Annotated in this window: 7 protein-coding genes; 5 read left to right on the forward strand and 2 right to left on the reverse strand. The window is 57.6% G+C overall.

What is annotated here, in order from left to right; genetic code table 11:
- The first annotated feature begins 422 nt into the window (after positions 1-422).
- Genes nhaA through G505_RS21725 form a run of 3 tightly spaced genes read left to right on the forward strand, consistent with a single transcriptional unit; the run spans position 423 to position 6,053 of the window.
- The gene (gene nhaA / locus G505_RS21715) at positions 423-1,844 is read left to right on the forward strand and encodes a Na+/H+ antiporter NhaA (protein WP_084644023.1); all 1,422 of its coding nucleotides are present in this window, start codon (positions 423-425) and stop codon (positions 1,842-1,844) included.
- Entirely contained in the window at positions 1,834-4,575 is a 2,742-nt protein-coding gene (gene acnA / locus G505_RS21720) for an aconitate hydratase AcnA (protein WP_051216290.1), read from the forward strand. Before nhaA ends, acnA begins: the two co-directional genes overlap by 11 nt.
- Positions 4,572-6,053: a class II fumarate hydratase gene (locus tag G505_RS21725; protein WP_084644017.1), complete on the forward strand. Its 1,482-nt coding sequence runs from the start codon at positions 4,572-4,574 to the stop codon at positions 6,051-6,053. The genes acnA and G505_RS21725 overlap by 4 nt, the downstream gene beginning before the upstream one ends.
- A 522-nt stretch (positions 6,054-6,575) precedes the next feature.
- Here the strand turns inward: G505_RS21725 and G505_RS0114965 are convergent.
- Positions 6,576-7,277, reverse strand: coding sequence for a Crp/Fnr family transcriptional regulator (locus G505_RS0114965; protein ID WP_028110289.1), 702 nt, complete (start codon positions 7,275-7,277; stop codon positions 6,576-6,578).
- A 277-nt stretch (positions 7,278-7,554) separates the two neighbouring features.
- On the opposite strand from G505_RS0114965, the gene G505_RS21730 reads away from it, so the two are divergent.
- Positions 7,555-9,636 carry a hypothetical protein gene (locus G505_RS21730; RefSeq protein ID WP_157509238.1) on the forward strand — a complete coding sequence of 694 codons (2,082 nt, stop codon included), beginning with the start codon at positions 7,555-7,557 and terminating at the stop codon, positions 9,634-9,636.
- An 872-nt stretch (positions 9,637-10,508) separates the two neighbouring features.
- Here the strand turns inward: G505_RS21730 and G505_RS0114980 are convergent.
- Complete coding sequence (locus G505_RS0114980; RefSeq protein ID WP_028110290.1) at positions 10,509-10,871, reverse strand: group I truncated hemoglobin; 363 nt, start codon at positions 10,869-10,871, stop codon at positions 10,509-10,511.
- A gap of 415 nt (positions 10,872-11,286) precedes the next feature.
- Between G505_RS0114980 and G505_RS22530 the strand changes: the two genes are divergently transcribed.
- Complete coding sequence (locus G505_RS22530; RefSeq protein WP_084644020.1) at positions 11,287-17,331, forward strand: LamG-like jellyroll fold domain-containing protein; 6,045 nt, start codon at positions 11,287-11,289, stop codon at positions 17,329-17,331.

The raw sequence follows: 17,331 nt of genomic DNA on the forward strand, positions 1-17,331 counted from the left end.
ACCGACAGCGGCCCCATCAACACAATGATGGCGTTACTCCTGTTCAAGCCGAGAATCGGTCTAACTTACTGTCCGGAATTAGTTGACCACTACATGTCGACTAGGGTAGCGATGTGCGTATTCTTAGAACCGGAAATCAGATCCCTGAATAGCCACCACTTCCATAGACACCCCACAGCCAAACAAGCCATAAAATTGTTAGCTCTACACTGGCTTCTATTGAAGTGGGGCCGATTCAATTAGAACAGTGTCGATGCGGCTAAGGGACTAGACTGAGTGAGTGGGATTTAAGCTGTTCACAGGGGGTGATTTATGCCGTGGGTCAATGGTGACCGTGTGTTTCCGTGCGATGGTATGTGCTACGTCTTTGGAGGGGGTTGTGGTTATGCCAGGCGCTTACCGGGTCTGAGCCGGCGATCATCATGAAGGTTGGCGGTAATAAGTCATCCTGGGTGAAACGGGGCCATCCAACTCAACTGCCGAAAGCGCACATCGATTGGGTCACTTATCCGGTCACGCGTTTCGTTAAGCTCGAAGCCTCCGCAGGTTTGGTTCTGTTGTTTTCAACCTTGCTTGCTTTGGCGCTCGCTAACTCTCCCTGGCGTGAGCCATTCGCTGCCGTTTGGCATACCTCAGTTGGGATCAAGTTCGGCACCCTTGTGTTTGAACGGTCGCTGCATGGCTGGGTGAACGATGCCGCGATGACTCTGTTTTTCTTCCTAATCGCGTTGGAGCTCAAGCGTGAGCTGGTGCTCGGTGAGTTACGTCAGCCGCGCCTGGCCATGTTGTCGATCAGCGCCGCGCTGGGAGGCATGCTGTTTCCTGCACTCGTCTATCTGCTGTTGCAGTTTGGCGAGCCCGGTCAGCATGGCTGGGGCACCGTGATGGCAACGGATACGGCGTTTGTGATCGGCTGCTTGGCATTGCTGGGTCCGCGCATTCCCAGAAGTTTACGGATATTCATGCTGTCGCTCGCCGTTGTCGATGACATTGGGGCCATTATGGTGGTTGCCATTGGCTACGGCTCAGAGACCCATTGGCTCCCTATCGGACTGGCTGTGCTGGGTTTGTTGTTGATCCGGCTCATCGGGTTTCTTGGGGTGCGCAGTATGCCACTGTTTTTTCTGTTCGGCGGATTGGTCTGGTTGGCGATCGATGCATCCGGAATTCACCCGACCGTCACGGGCGTGGCGCTCGGTTTGATGGCCCCCACCAATAAATGGGTCACCGAGGACCGTCTGCATACCATCATGGACTGTGTGGTGGCTTATCCACCAGGCGACCATTGGAGTGGGGATACGCCCGGCCGCAGGGTGTTAAAAACTGCGGAAGCGGCGGCGCGTGAAGCGCTTTCTCCGGTCGAGCGGTTGGAAATGCTGCTGCACCCCTGGGTCGGCTTTGTGGTGATGCCTTTGTTTGCCCTGGCCAATGCGGGGGTGCAACTGTCTGATACGACGTTTACGTCTTCATTGGTGATGGCGGTATTTCTGGGGTTGGTGTTCGGCAAGCCGGTCGGAATTCTCTTGTTTAGCTGGCTGGCCGTAAAGTTGCATATTGCGGTTTTGCCCCGGGATCTCAGTTGGCGATTGATCCTCGGTGGCGGCGCGTTAGCTGGCATTGGCTTCACCATGGCGTTTTTTATTGCCGAGCTGGCGTATACCCCAGCGCAAATACAGTCAGTGAAATTAGCCATTTTGCTTGCGTCGGTTGCGTCTGCTCTATTCGGTCTGATTTTGTTGCGTTACCTCACTCCGTCTACGGTTGAGCGACCTGCGCCCCCAACAGGGATGCCACAGGGGCCGCCCGATCGTCGACCCACTGAGGCTAATGACTATGAGATCTAAACAAGCAAAGCAATGGCGCCAACGCTATTTGACCGAGCACGTCAGCGACGGCGAAACGTGGCGTTATTGGTCGCTACCCAAACTGGCGCAGGATCACCATTTCTCACTCGAGGAGCAACCGCTTATCGTGCGGCTGTTTTTGGAAAACGTCATGAGACACAGCCAGGGGGATGACGACCAAGCCAATATCATCCAACAGCTCGGCGCGAGCAACGCGTCGCAGGCGTTTGAGTTTTCGTTTTTCCCCAGCCGGGTGCTGATGCAGGACTATACCGGCGTACCGGCGATCGTCGACCTGGCGGCGATGCGCGATGCGGTGCACGCCAAAGGCGGCGATGCTAAGCGGATCAATCCGCTGTGTCCGGTCGATTTGGTGATCGATCACTCGGTGATCGTTGATAAAGCCGGAACCTCCGATGCGTTGTCTTTCAACCGGCAGCGGGAGATGGAACGCAACCGTGAGCGCTACCAGTTCTTAAAGTGGGCTCAGGGCGCTTTTGACAACCTGACTGTCGTGCCGCCGGGCAGGGGGATCTGCCACCAGGTTAATCTCGAGTATTTGGCTCAGGTAGTGCGCCAGGTGGATGGTGTCCTGTCTCCGGATACGCTGGTGGGTACTGACAGCCATACGACGATGATCAACGGCTTAGGGGTGCTCGGTTGGGGCGTTGGCGGTATTGAGGCCGAGGCAGTTATGCTCGGCGAACCCTTGAGCCTCAATGCACCCACCGTGGTTGGGGTGAATTTGCTGGGGGCGCTGTCCCCGGGCCTGACCGCAACCGACTTGGTGTTAACCCTGACCGAGTTACTGAGAAACCACGGTGTGGTGGGCAAGTACGTAGAGTTTTACGGAGCGGGGTTGGCCAACCTGAGTGTGGCGGATCGTGCCACGATCGCCAATATGGCGCCTGAGTATGGCGCGACCTGTGCGCTGTTCCCCATCGATGATCAGGTCATCGACTATCTCACCTTGACCCATCGCCCCGCCGATCTGGTGAAGCGGGTGCACGATTATGCCCTCACCCAAGGCTTGTTCTATCAGCCGGGCGAACACGCCAGTCCGGTTATTTACTGTGAGAACCTGACGGTCGATCTCGGCGAGATAGTCCCCTGTGTTGCCGGCCCTAAGCGGCCACAAGATCGGTTGCCGTTAGCGGCGATCAAGCAAAAGACCCTGGATGAGATCGCCTTGGCGGGTGAGCACTCGCGCCAACAAGGTGCGGACGGCACTAAGGGTCTGAGCGACGGCGATCTGGTGATTGCCGCTATCACCTCCTGCACTAACACCTCAAATCCGCAGGTGATGGTGCTGGCAGGATTATTGGCCAAGGCGGCGGTGGAGAAAGGAATGACGGTCAAACCCCACGTCAAAACCTCGCTTGCCCCCGGTTCTCAGGTGGTGGCGCACTATCTGGATCAGTCCGGCCTGCAGGGGTATTTGGATCAGTTAGGCTTTCATCGGGTGGGATTTGGCTGCACCACCTGCATCGGCAATTCCGGTCCACTCAAAGATGATCTGGAAGCGGTGATCGCGCAAGGCAAGCTGCAAGTCTGTGGCGTGCTGTCAGGCAACCGCAATTTTGAAGGTCGCATTCATCCCTTTGTGCGTATGAATTGGCTGGCATCGCCTCCGCTGGTGGTGGCGTTTGCCTTGGTGGGGCATACCCGTATCAATTTAGACACTGAGCCCCTGGGTACGGATCGCGATGGCAATGCGGTGTTCCTGAGAGACTTGTGGCCCGATAGCGCCGAGGTTGCGGCGGTGCTGGCGCAGATCAACCGAGCGCTGTATGGCCAGTCTTATGCAAACATGACCATGGGTGACGACACTTGGGAGGGACTCAAGGTCGACAACGCGGTGTGTTATCCGTGGCAAAAGGGATCCACCTACATCCGTCAGGCCCCGTTTGTGGCTTGCAACACGCCTCCCAAGCCGATGGTGGACGGTCGGATCTTGGCGATCTTTGGTGACTCCATTACCACGGATCACATCTCGCCAGCGGGTCCGATCGATCTGCGGACCCCGGCGGGCGAATATCTGCTCAGGCAAGGGGTTATGACCGAGGCCTTTAACAGCTACGGCGCGCGCCGGGGCAATCATGAAGTGATGGTGCGAGGTACTTTTGCCAACCGGCGGCTCAAGAACCGTTTAGTGGAACCGATGGAAGGGGGCTTCACCCGTATTTGGGATCTGGCGGGCGGATCGGCTCCTCAGCACAGTGACCTGAACACAGCGCAGACAGAGCCAGTCTCGATCTACCAGGCCAGTCAATACTATCTCGCTCATCATGTGCCGCTGGTGATCTTTGCCGGTAAGGAGTACGGCACCGGATCAAGCCGTGACTGGGCAGCGAAAGGCTGCTTGTTGTTGAATATCAAGGCGGTGATCGCACGCTCGTTTGAGCGTATTCATCGCAGCAATCTGGTGGGGGTGGGGATCATGCCCCTGTTGTTACCTGCCGATCTCGAACCCAATGCACTGCACCTAAGGGGCGATGAGCTGATCAGCATTACCGCGCCATCGGCCAATGGGTTTGAAGCGCTGGTGCCCCGGCAGACCCTATCCCTGCGGATCGCTGCTGCCGATCCATCGCCGCTTGAACCGGCAGCGCAAACGATCCCGGTGACGCTGGCGATAGAGAATGGGCGTGAGCTGGCGTATTTCTTCGCGGGGGGGATTTTGCCCTATGTGGCCAATCAATTCTGTTCACCCAAGCAGGACCGGGGATGAGAAAGCGCAACAAGCACGTCGCTCGCCGACTTAGCTCTCAGCCTCGTTTCGCTGCCGCTCCTGAGCCGACAAGGGCGGCGGATATTGCGCCGCAGCAGAGCGATGAGCGGCAGGAGGATGGCACGATCTTGTGGGGCAAGCAGACGCGAGCTTCGCTGCGCTATTTCAACATCGGCGAACACCGATTTAGTCCGCGATTTATTGCCGTGTTGGTCACCATTAAGCGTGCCTGTGCGCTGGTCAACCGGCAGCATCGACGGCTAACGACCGAGCACTGTGATGCCATCGTGCATGCGTGTGATGCCATATTGGCGGGCGACCATGCGGCACAATTTCCGCTGCGGATATGGCAAACCGGCTCCGGCACGCAAACCAACATGAACGTCAATGAGGTCATCGCCTCACTGGCCAACAGTTATGTTTCACAGGCTGAGCAAGGACGGGCGCAGCCAGCGCCCATTCATCCCAATGATCACGTCAACCGGTCGCAGTCCTCCAACGATGTGTTCCCCAGTGCCATGCATATCCTGGTGGCCACGCAAACTCAGCAGCGATTGCTGCCTGCGCTGGTTCACATGGAGCGGGTTTTAGCGCAAAAACAGGCTGAGCTTCACCCGATCTACACCGTCGGGCGTACCCACTTGATGGATGCCTTACCCATTCGTGTAGGGTCGATATTCTCGGGCTACCTTAGTCAGTTAACGGCGGCGAGAAACGCGATAGAGCAGAGTCTGGAGGCGGTGTATCCGTTGGCGTTGGGGGGCACGGCGGTGGGCTCTGGGGCCAATGCGCCGGCACCATTCGGTCAGCAAGTGATCGCGCTGTTAGCCGAGCATTATCAGTTACCCTTTAGCCAACACCCCAATTTGTACGCAGCCGTATCGAGTGAGGACGCACTGCTGCGTTATAGCGCGGCGTTAAAGCAGTTGGCGGCCAGTCTGCAAAAAATGGCGAACGATTTTCGATTGCTGGGCAGTGGGCCACGTTGCGGCTTTAACGAGTGGCACTTACCCGCCAATGAACCGGGCAGCTCTATCATGCCGGGCAAGGTGAACCCGACTCAATGTGAGGCGCTGAGCATGGTGTGCCTGCAGATCTTCGGCAACGATCTGACGGTCGCGCTGGCCGTTTCAAGCGGACAGTTGCAACTGAACACCTACCGGCCGGTGATCCTCTATAACCTGTTGGAAAGCATAGATTTGCTGTCCGATGCAATGAACGCCTTTAGCGACCACTGCATTGCAGAGCTGACCCTCAACCAAGCGCAGATCGACATAAACATGCGCAACAATCTATCGCTGATCACCCTGCTTACCCCCGAGCTTGGCTATGATGTGGCCACCGAAATCGCCCGCACTGCACAACAGAAAAACCTCCCGTTATCGGCAGCGGCTGAAGTCTTGGGACTATACACCCAGGAGCAATTTGAATTGCTGCTATTAGGGCGTTTGAATCGGTACTTTTCGACGATAAAGTGAGCGCTACGGAGCGTTGAGAATGGGATCTCGTTCAATAGAGGCGGCGCAAAGGAATGTGGTCCGTGTGCCCGTTGTAGATGAGTGGTTGACCATTCGACCATGCATCGGAGCGAAGATCGAGCAACCTCCCGGCCAGCCGATGTGGTGTTACTTTTCATCACCTCAAATCCTTGCCCGTAACCCTATGCAGGTTTTTGCTTTAGTTGCATGCAAACTTATGGTTCAAAAGTACGGGTAAGTGTCTGACGCTTGGTTGTTGCTTATGCAGACTTATGGTTTAAGCGACAACCTGCCTGATTTTAAAAGAAACTCCTTGTCAACGACCGTAGTGGTACACACGGTGAGACACTTTGGGCTTTTCAAACACGTCTATATCGTACTCAGCACCCTATCTGTTTCAGTCCAGGCATGGCATCTGCTACGCCCGTGTGGTTTTTGCCTCCAGCTCCCCCTGACCCTCTTCCAAGTCTGACATTCATCCGTGGCTGCGTACCTGTCGCTGTCGGAATCCTGTGTCACTCCCTACACATACAGCTTCCATCTGTGGGCGGATGCCTTGCGTAACACCTGTTGGCGTTTTAGCTCTGCCATAGCGCGGCTTACGGACTCTTCACTGATGCCCAACAGGGAGGCGCAGTCTTGGTTGGTCAGCAAGTAGAAGGTGGCTGATTGCTCGGATTGAAGGGACTCAAGAATGCTCAGAAGATTGATAACCCTGCTTTTTACTGGGCCCTGAGTCAGGTGGACGTGATGGTTGTCAGCGCTGAGGCTCTGTTCTTGCCATTGTGCCATCAACCGTCGATAGAGCTCGGGCTGCTGTTTTCCAAGGTGGTGCAGTGTGTTGGTGGGGATGCGGCACAGGTTGGTCGGGCCAATGGCCACCGCGCTGTGCTGATAGTGTGGTTCAAGCAAGGCCTCCAGTCCGATGGCAGACCCGGTACCGAGCAAGCGGACGATCCTGTCGCCGTTGTCTGAAGAGTACAACGACAGTTTTACGCTGCCACTTCTGATGGAGTACACCGCCGCGGCCTGGTGGCCCTCCTGGTAAATCATGGCGCCCGGCTTCATCAGGTAGTGAGCGATCGGTGAGAGCAGGAGCCTGTCTGTCTCAACATCCAATCCGGCGAACAGTAAGCGGTCGCGTATCACGCAACCAGCACAGTCTACCTTCTCCAGTCTGTGCCTGGCGTTGTCGCACCGAGTCGGGGGAGTGCTCCGTTTCATTCTGTGGCTCCTTGCCATCTGCCGGGGCATTGATCCAGTGATCATTGAACTCAAAATTGCGGATTATCAACCGCTTTTCCTCTGGCTTTTCTTAAATCTAGCTATACAAAGGATGAGAGTAAACTCCCTACAGGGTGCCCGGGGTTTTCCGTTGCGGTGTTCTTGATCGAAAGTGAGCGCTTTCAAAGAGTTTCGTTCCTCCTTTCTGTGGCTGTCCGGTGTCTGTGAAATTGTCGCCGAGTTCAGACCTTGTCTTAAATAAAATCAGGTGGTTACGATGAAAACTTTGTCAAAGCGTATCTGTGCGCCTGCGCCGATTGCTCTACTCGTATACTGTTCACTCCTTTCCCTGGCCAGTAACGGACAAGAGCCTGCGGCCGCGTATACCTCTCCGCTTCACACCTTCTCCATGGACGATCTTCTTATCGACTTCGAGGGACGGACTGTAGCTCAAGACCCTGCTGCGATCTGTGGATTGCCGGGCGGCATCAGTTGCCCCGGCGAGATTGATCCTGCGACCGGTCAGCCTTATGTCTATCCAATTGTTGATAAACAGAACATCACGCTCTACCCGGTCGACACCGAGTTTGGCTTTGAGGTGGTGGACTTCCTCGGGGCAGAGGGGAAGTCTCTGGCTTCAAGGGACTATGCCGAGGGGTACGTGGGCAATATTACCGAAGGCGATAAGGTCATCGGCGTCAAGGTGTCAAACGCCAAAACGGACACCTACAAGGTGAAACCCCCGCTGGGTACCTGGTGCCAAGGGCTGGGGGGAACTTCGGTTAAATGTTCAACGGAGCACTATACGGTCTTGGAGCACGCTCTCACTTGTCATGAAACGGTGCCTTACTTGCATGCGGACCCCGAGACGGGCAACCAGGGGGTGCTGATGCTTCCATCAGGAGAGCAATCACAGTGTGCCCTGGCAGGCCTTGATGATCAGCAGGTCATTGTCGGAGAGCAGACGCCGTTGACAGCGTTTTCACAGCTGGCTCCGAACGACAATCTAAGGGTTGATCGGGATATCGCCGTCAGTTCAGATTATTCCATTACCGTTAAAGACGATGGCAAGGCACTGTATCGCTGGGGTGGTTTGATTAAACGTCCGAATGATATTCGCCTGTACGCGAGAATACCTCTGCCTTCGGAATGGAAGGAACCCGGTGCAGAGTACGAAATCAGGAGCGCCAAGCTGGTGGTTACCCACTGGATCACCAATAACCCCAATGATCAACTTCGGCCTGAAGATCTTGAAAACGAAGCGGCCACAGGTCGCAAGCCCGCCTATTGGGTGGACGCAAACGACAATTGGCGTTCGGCCAAGGATTGCTTTGAAGGAGACGGTGACTTCATTGAGGAGAATACCTATTTCCGCCATAAGCCGGACAGCACGTTGATTCCGGCCGGGGATTCGCCGCCACTTGAGACGCGCCTGTCCAAAGATCTCAGTGAAGGTTACACCAATGCCTATTACACCAGTATCGATCGGGATCCATTTCAGTGGTCCTATGTGAACGCCGCCGAGGCAGCAGCCGGGCGCTTTCACTTTCTCGGTTTTGAACATCCACTGAAGGCCGAGGAGACGGTGCAGCAGGGACTGGTTCTGGTTTCCGGCCCCAGGTGGCGGTTAAGAGCCAATAAATTCGGTCAGGATATTCCTGGACTGGAGATCCCACGGTCAGAGTGCACCGTTCCGCCTTATACCCATGACAACATTCGCTACGAAGTGGGAACGCCGGTGACCACAGTGATCAATCTGCTTGACTGGGATGCTGAGAATGGGGCATCTCCCCTGGCAAGCAGCAGGGGCTGGGTCGACGTTGCCAATAATCTGGGGGTTGAGGTTCAGCAGGGTGTGGTCAGCATTCAAAACGGCATCGAGTACCCGGTCTCCACCAATGGTTTGCCCATGACCGAGGACTTTGATCTGGCGGTATACATCAAAGGTGACCGAAAGCCGACGGCATTATTTACTGCGCAGTTACTGATCAACCAGGAGATGTCAGAGCAACCCCTGGCCGATGCCATGAGCATCTACAGGCTCAAGACGCCCAACAAGGTCCGTATCTACAAGGATGACGTCCGCATAGCCGTTACCGTGCTGAACGAGGAGACGGCGATGTCACCCGGAGATGGTGAGCTCGTCATTGTGGCGACCCGTGAAGAGAGCGGGGAGGTGGTGGCTCAATTTACGACCTCCATCGACGGGCTGGAACCCGGGCGCAAGAAGACTTACGACTTCCTTTGGACCAGCCCGGGTGAACCTGGCTTGATCATCTGGACGGCGTCTGTACTGAAAGAGGATAAGGTGATTGCTGAGCTGTCCGATGTGACCCTGGTGCGTTCAAAAGGTCAGTAAGGTATTGCCATAACGCTGTGGCCTGAATCGTTCATGGAATGAGCTCGGCGGTGAGCAGCTGAGGGAGCCGGCAATGGCTCCCTTTTTTGTTGGAATAAGGTCAACACGTTGCCATCAGAAAATTGGCGCGTTTTCGTATTATCCCCCCCTTGCATAGTCCGCTGTAGGCGCGCCGGTGAGCGCCAGATTCTGCCGCTGTGTTTGATGGCACGAACGCGACTGAAAAGTGTCGCCTGAAACAAGGTGAAGTTTGTTGCTTAAAGGGTCGCCTTGTTCAATATGTAATCCATTGATTAATAAGCGCATTGATTGGATTTTGACCAGGCCATCCAAGGCCGGTTTTTGACTGAATCCGAGTCGGCAAGTTTGGGCATATTTGTGCTTTTGTCGGTTTGTGTTTTTTAGGGATTTCTACCTTTGAAATGTCAGTGTTTTTTACGGGTGCAGATGATGGTCTGGCTTCTGTGGTCAATGCTGGCGAGGGTCATAGGGTGTTGTATGATTACCAAACTGGGCTAAAAGTCAGGGTTGTATTCCGCTGCCCAAGCCACATTTTGCCTAAAAATGTTGGTTTATGACCTATTTTGGTGCGCGTTCAGGGTGGGTAAGGCAAATGCGGTTATAATGGTATACACCACTATGATTTGATTAAATTTTTTTTTGAGTCATAATGGGTTTAAGTTTAATGAGCCGAAGCTGGCCCTGACCGGGCGTAAGGAGGAGATGGATGAAATCAGTAATTAAAGAGTTATCTGTACTTGTAGTGCTGTTTGTTGCCATCGCCTCAGTGGGGATGATCGGCACCCCCATGGGTGGTTAACCCTGAGCTACCCTGGGAAGAATGATCCGGCAGGGATTGCCGGACCATTTATCTAGATACGGATTATCTGCCCCTTCAAGCCATAGAGAATGCTCAGTACCTGCTGGCGCGCCTCGGGTCCGATGGCATTTTTATCCAGTGCGTCCAATACGTCATCCACCACGGCCATAAACTCCTGCTCGGAGATGTTCATCCCCTGGTGAGCCGTGATCATATCTTGCCCTGAGTAGGATTGGGGGCCTCCCGAGCCGGCGCAGAAAAACTCCACGGACATCTTTTTGGCCCGCTCGATATTGGCGCTGTGTTGAAAGCGGCTTTGAACGATTGGATTGTTCAGGTGAGCATTGACCGCATCCTCCACGATCTGGGTGATGCCGGCTTCTCTGCCGAGAAGGTCGTACAGGCTAGAAGACATGGGCCCCTCCAAGCGTGGTTCGATGAGCCCAGTCCGGTAGAGTGGGCTCAAGCAGGGTTAACTGCTCAGGTTAGAAGTGCCCCACGGAAACATCAAGCCGTCAGACGGCCCCGACCCTATTCCAGGCAGCACTGCCCTTTAGGGTATTTTCTGTATAGGGATCGGCGTGTTGTGCCCGAGTGATTTTTTTTCGGGGACGCCTTCGAGCCTCCTTGTCCACACTTGTCCCAATGCTTCAATCAGTTATCCAGAGTTGCCCATTCGGCTTCATTGGAACCTCCTCAAAGTCATGAAACTTTTTCAGCTGTTGCCTGTGTGGCCTCGACTACACTCAGTTCAAATCATTTCGGTAAGACCATAAATTTTTTATGGATAAGCCGGGACTTTGGTCTCGATATGACAACGGGTGAAGGCTATGCGCAACTGGTTAGTTTCCATTCTGTTGCTCCTCACGCTGGGAGCCTGGCCAATGGTGGTCTGGCCGGCGCTGCTGGATGATCAAGATTTCACGGAGGAGACGCTGGCCAGGCCGGATGGCCAGGGTTGGTCAGGGGTGGTGGGGCTGGCCTTTTCGGAAGCCGGTGACCGAATCTATGCCTGGGAGCGAGACGGAAGGGTATGGATCATCGATGAGTCCAACCCGGTATCCAGCCCTTTTATCGACATCGCAGATGAGGTGCTGGCTTGGCGGGATCACGGCTTGTTGGGGTTCGCACTCGATCCTCGCTATGACGAGAATGGCCATGTCTACATTGGTTACATCGTCGACCGACACCACCTTCTTCACTGTGTCGAACCTGCCTCTGGGGTGGGGGCCCCCATCTGTGACTCGGAGTATGACCCCAATCTGACCATTCAGGTCACCCAGGCCACCATAGGGCGAGTGGTGCGATACACCGCAATAAAACCTCAGGGGGCCAGTGATTTCTCCGGGGCCACCAGTGTGGATTATGCCAGTCGCAAGGTGCTGATCGGTGAGTCTCCCAGCTCTGGGATGCCGATGACCCATCAAACCCATGGAATCGGGCAGCTGGTGTTTGGTACCGATGGGACTCTGCTGGTGGCCTTTGGCGATGGTGCCAGTTTCTCCTCCACCGATGTGGGCAGTGCTCCAGAGAGTGCCTATCTGGACGCACTGGCCGATGGGATCCTGCGCCCTGATGAGAATGTGGGTGCCTACCGTGCCCAAATGGTGAACTCCCTCAATGGCAAGATACTGCGTATCGATCCGGCCAATGGCGATGGTGTGGCCAGCAACCCCTATTACGATGGTGCGGCGCCCCGCTCTCCCGCTTCCCGAATGTGGGCACTGGGCCTGCGCAACCCCTACCGCATGTCGCTGAAGCCCGGAACGGGCAGCCATAACCCGGATGAGGGCAATCCCGGGGTGCTGTATGTGGGAGATGTGGGACTGAGCCGCTGGGAGGAGTTTCTGGTGGTGGACGGTCCCAACATCAACTTTGGTTGGCCCGCGTTCGAGGGGATGACCATTCAGAGTGGTTACTATTTTGCTTCCCCCAACAGCGCCCAGGCTTCCGCGGCCCTGGGATGCGATGTTGAATTCACCGACCTGATTGTTCAGGAGACCCTGAGCACACCCAGCTTCCCCAATCCCTGTGGTTCTGGCCAGATCACCTCCGTGCCGGTATTCGAACATCGACGCCCCAGCCTGGACTGGTTCCACGATGAACCGCAGACCCGCTACCCCGCCTTTGATGGCAACGGTGCAGCGGTGGCCGTCGGTGTCGGCGAACCGGTACCCGGAACTTCAGACATTCTGACTCAGGGAACGCCTTTTGCCGGTAACGCCTCCACTGGGGGGGCGTGGTATCTCAGTGGTGAATTCCCTGTGACCTATCACAATACCTATTTTCACGGAGATTTCGGTGGTCAGTGGGTGCGCAACTTCGTGATGGATGACAATGACAGGGTCACTCAGGTTCGCCCCTTTGCCTCCGACGCCGGGGGGGTGGTGTTTATCGCCACCCACCCCGCCGACGGTAGGCTCTACTACATCAGCTGGGCCACCTTTATCTATCGGGTCAGCTATGCTCCGGGTGGCAACCGGGTGCCCACGGCGGTGGCTTCGGCCAACCCCAGATATGGTCCCAGCCCACTGACGGTGCAGTTTTCTTCGGCCGGGTCCTCTGACCCCGATAACGACACCCTGAGTTACGCCTGGCAGTTTGGCGATGGCGACAGTGGCAATGGTGCCTCTCCCAGCCACCAGTACACCGCGCCCAACGGCAACCCCATCAGCTTTACGGCCACGTTGACCGCCACCGATGATGGCTCGCCGGCCCAGAGCGACTCCGATACCGTGCTGATCAGCCTCAACAACACGCCACCTCAGGTCAGCATTACCTCCCCGGCCGATGGCACCCTGTATCCACTGGGTAGTGACACCCTCTATAACCTGACGGCCCAGATCAGCGACAATGAGCATGGCAGCGGTGAGCTGAGCTGCGTCTGGCAGACGGTACTGCACCACAACAATCACACCCATGAAGACCCGGTGGACAGCAACTGCGCCAGCCAGGTGCAGATCGCCCCGGCGGGCTGCGACGGCGAGACCTACTTCTACCGCGTCACCCTGACCGTCACCGACGATCACGGGCTCTCGTCCACGGCAGTGTCCAACCTCTACCCCGATTGTGACAGTGTGTCGCCGCCGGATGCCAATGATGACAGCGCGTCGGTGGCCGTGGGGGGGACCGTGGAGGTGGACCTTCTGGCCAATGACAGTGACGACACCGGCATCAATGTGAACTCCCTGACCCTGCTGAGCCAGCCGGCCAGTGGCCTGGTGACTCTGCTGCCGGGCACCGGAAGGGTGCAGTACCAGCCTTCCATCACCACTTCGGGCAGCGTCAGCTTCCAGTACCGGGTGTTAGACGTTGATGGTTTTGTTTCCGACCCTGCCACCGTGGTGATCACCATCACCCTGGTGGGCGGCACCCCGGTGGTGGCGACGCCGGTGATCTCCCCCCCTGGCGGGCAATATACCGCGCCACTGGCGGTCACCCTCAGCTCCTCGACCGCCGGGGTCAGCTTCTACTACAGCCTGGACGGTTCAGATCCGGACCTGAGTTCGCCGACCAGCGACGGCAACCTGACCCTGGAAGAGGGGGCCACACTCAAGGTCTGGGGTTACAGGCAGGGTTATGTGCCGTCCCAGGTGGCGTCTCAGACCTATCAGCTGACACCTCCAGATAATGGTTTCCCCATTAATGGCCTGGTGGGCTACTGGCCACTGAACGAAGCGGGAGGCACCCTCATCGGCGATGCCTCTGGCAATGGTCATGATGGCCAGCTCAGTGGTGCCACCTGGGTCAATGGATGGGACGGCGGCGGTCTGCGCTTCGACGGCGTGGACGACCGTGTGGTGATTCCCCACAGCAGCCAACTGGCGTTCACCCTGTTTCAGAGTTTCTCTTTGAGTGCCTGGGTCCAGCCCGATGGCGGTCAGGGAGGCTGGGCGGGCCTGGTGACCAAGTCCAGAGAGCGCGCACCCTGGTATGGTCTGTGGATCACCTCCTGGGATGCCTGGGCGGCTGGCGGTCCTAATGCCATCTTCGACGGCCCCATCAGCGGCGGCTGGCACCACCTGGCCCTGGTTCAGGATGCCCTGGTGGACAGTCGCTGGCTGTACGTGGACGGGGTGCTGGCCGGTACCCTGGATGCCCAGTTTGGTGAGGGCAGTGGAGAACTCTGGTTTGGCGGCGCGGCCGGCGTGGCCGAGTTCTTCGATGGGGTACTGGATGAGATTCGACTCTATGACCGGGCGCTCTCAGCCGATGAGGTGGGGGTGCTGGCGACCACACCGCCGCCGGCAGCCGGGCCTGTGACCTCTGCGGACTGGGTTCAGATCTCCAGTGGCGCCACGGTGGATATTGACGTACTGGCCAATGACTCGGCCATCGCCGGGCTGGACCCGGCCACCGTCGAGGTGCTGACTTCGCCGGACCAGGGCAGCATCACCTCCATCAACAGCAGTACCGGGGTGATCACTTACAGCCACAATGGTGGCGCCCTGGATGATGGCTTCAGCTATCGGGTGCAGGACACTACCGGTGCCTGGTCGGTGGCCACGGCGGTGTCCATTGCCGTCGAGGCCTATCTGCCCCCGACGGTGACCATCACCTCGCCTCAGGATGGGGCGCAGATAAGCGGTAACCTGCTGGTGCAGTGGCAACTGTCCGGGGACGACTCTCTGTACGACCACATTCATGTGCGCCTGGACGACAACCCCCACGTTACCCTGCATAACACCGGCCTCACCAGCTATGATTTCGGCCAGGTCGACCCAGGCAATCACAGCATCGAGGTCTGGCTGGTGACCCCGGATCATCAGCCCCTGGCCAATCCTGAGGCCAGCGATTCGGTGTCGGTGACCGTGCTGGATCCAAGCGGTGGCGATCCCACCCTGGTGGGCTACTGGGCGTTGGACTCCGGCTCTGCCCAGACGGCGGTGGACAGCTCGGGTAACCAGAACGATGGGGTGATCCTGGGCGCCCAGGTGGTGACCGGCCGCTTTGGTCAGGGGCTGAGGTTCGACGGTGTGGATGACCTGGTTCAGGTGCCTCACAGCAGCGCCTTTGCCTTCGGCAGTGGCGATGACTTTACCCTGGCGTTCTGGGCCCAGGGCATTGGCAGCCAGTCCGGCTGGTCCGGGGTGGTGACCAAGTCCAGGGATCAGGCGCCCTGGTACGGCATCTGGGTGGCCAGCAACCGGCGATGGACCTCCGGCGGGCCACAGAACATCAGCGGCAGCAAGATCAGCGCCGGCTGGCACCATCTGGTGCTGGTGCAAAGTGGTGGCAGCCGTTACCTCTATCTGGATGGTGTCCTCAATGCCGAGGGCAGTGCCCAGCAGGCCAACGGTGGCGGTGATTTGATCTTTGGCGGCACCCTGGGGGTCAGTGAGCACTTCAGCGGTGTGCTGGATGAGGTTCGCCTCTACAGCCGGGCCCTGGATGCCGGTGAGGTGTCCAGCCTGTATAACCTGGAGCCTGGCGGTGTCAGTGTGGTGGCATTGGACGACAGTGCGTCTCTGGGGCAGGGGGAGAGCATCAGCGTCGACCTGCTGGCCAACGACAGTGCCACTCTGGGGCTGGATGCCGGTTCGGTAGAGCTGATGAGCGCGCCGGCCTACGGTGATCTGCAGATTGACTCAGCCACCGGCGTGGCCAGCTATCAGCATGATGGCAGTGCCACCACCGCCGACGGCTTCAGTTACCGGGTGGCGGACCTTCAGGGCAACCTGAGCAACACTGCCCAGGTGCAGTTGATCATAGAGCCGTATGAACCGCCGGCGGTGACCATCACCGCGCCGGCAGAGGGGGCGCAGCTGACGGGCAACCTGGTGGTCCAGTGGCAGACTGCCGGGGATCAGACCGGCTTCGACCACATTCATGTGCAGCTCGATGATCAGCCCTATGTGCCTCTGCACGATACCGGGCTGACCAGTTACGACTTCGGCCCGGGCACTGCAGGCAGTCATGTGATGCGGGTGTGGTTGGTGGACGCCAATCATCAGGCGCTCACCAATCCGGAAGCCTCGGATCAGGTCAGCGTGACCTGGAGTGAACCGGCGGTAGTGAGCCCGCCTGTGATCGACCCCAATGGCGGTGATTACACCTCGGAGGTGACCGTGACCCTGAGTGCCGACTCCGGTGCGGCCATCCATTACACCCTGGATGGATCGACGCCGGATGCCGGTTCCGATCTCTACCAAGTGCCGATTCTGGTGGGTCAGAGTCTGACTCTGCAGGCGGTGGCCATCCTCGATGGGGTCAGTAGCAGCGTCAGTTCTGCCCAGTTCAATCTGGATCTGCCGGGGGACGGCTTGCCCAACGCCGGGCTGGTGGGCTACTGGCCCATGGATGAAACCAGCGGCAGCCAGGTGCTGGATGCATCGGGTTCCGGGCTGGTGGGTGACATCAGCGGCGCAATTCGAGTGCCGGGCTGGGCTGGTAATGGGCTCTATTTCGATGGGGTGGACGACCTGGTGCGGGTGGCTCATGACGCGCAACTGACCTTTAATGCCGGGGCCAGCTTCTCCCTGTCGGTTTGGGTGAGTCTGGATGGGGATCAGGGAGGCTGGGCCGGCGCGGTGACCAAATCCAGGGACGAGGCCCCTTGGTACGGACTGTGGGTGGCCTCCTATGACCGCTGGATCTTTGGTGGGCCCGCCAACATCAAAGGACCAGTGGCGCGAAGTGGCTGGCAGCAGCTGACCCTGATCCAGGATGGCGTCTCTGGCAACCGCAGCTTCTACCTCAATGGTACTCTGGTGGGCACCGGGGCGGCGCAGTCCGCCGATGGGCCTGGAGATCTGCTGTTTGGTGGAGCGGGCGGCGTCGCGGAGTTCATGAGGGGCACCCTGGATGAGGTGCGTCTGTATAACCGGGCCCTGAACGCCAATGAGATTCAGGCGCTGGCAACCCTGGCGCCCTGA

Source organism: Ferrimonas futtsuensis DSM 18154 (assembly GCF_000422645.1).
GTDB classification, from domain to species: Bacteria; Pseudomonadota; Gammaproteobacteria; order Enterobacterales; family Shewanellaceae; genus Ferrimonas; species Ferrimonas futtsuensis.

Coding starts and splice junctions, on each gene's coding strand:
- G505_RS21725 (WP_084644017.1), top strand. CDS start 4,572: ATGAGAAAGCGCAACAAGCACGTCGCTCGCCGACTTAGCTCTCAGCCT.
- nhaA (WP_084644023.1), top strand. CDS start 423: ATGAAGGTTGGCGGTAATAAGTCATCCTGGGTGAAACGGGGCCATCCA.
- G505_RS0114965 (WP_028110289.1), bottom strand. CDS start 7,277: ATGAAACGGAGCACTCCCCCGACTCGGTGCGACAACGCCAGGCACAGA.
- acnA (WP_051216290.1), top strand. CDS start 1,834: ATGAGATCTAAACAAGCAAAGCAATGGCGCCAACGCTATTTGACCGAG.
- G505_RS22530 (WP_084644020.1), top strand. CDS start 11,287: ATGCGCAACTGGTTAGTTTCCATTCTGTTGCTCCTCACGCTGGGAGCC.
- G505_RS21730 (WP_157509238.1), top strand. CDS start 7,555: ATGAAAACTTTGTCAAAGCGTATCTGTGCGCCTGCGCCGATTGCTCTA.
- G505_RS0114980 (WP_028110290.1), bottom strand. CDS start 10,871: ATGTCTTCTAGCCTGTACGACCTTCTCGGCAGAGAAGCCGGCATCACC.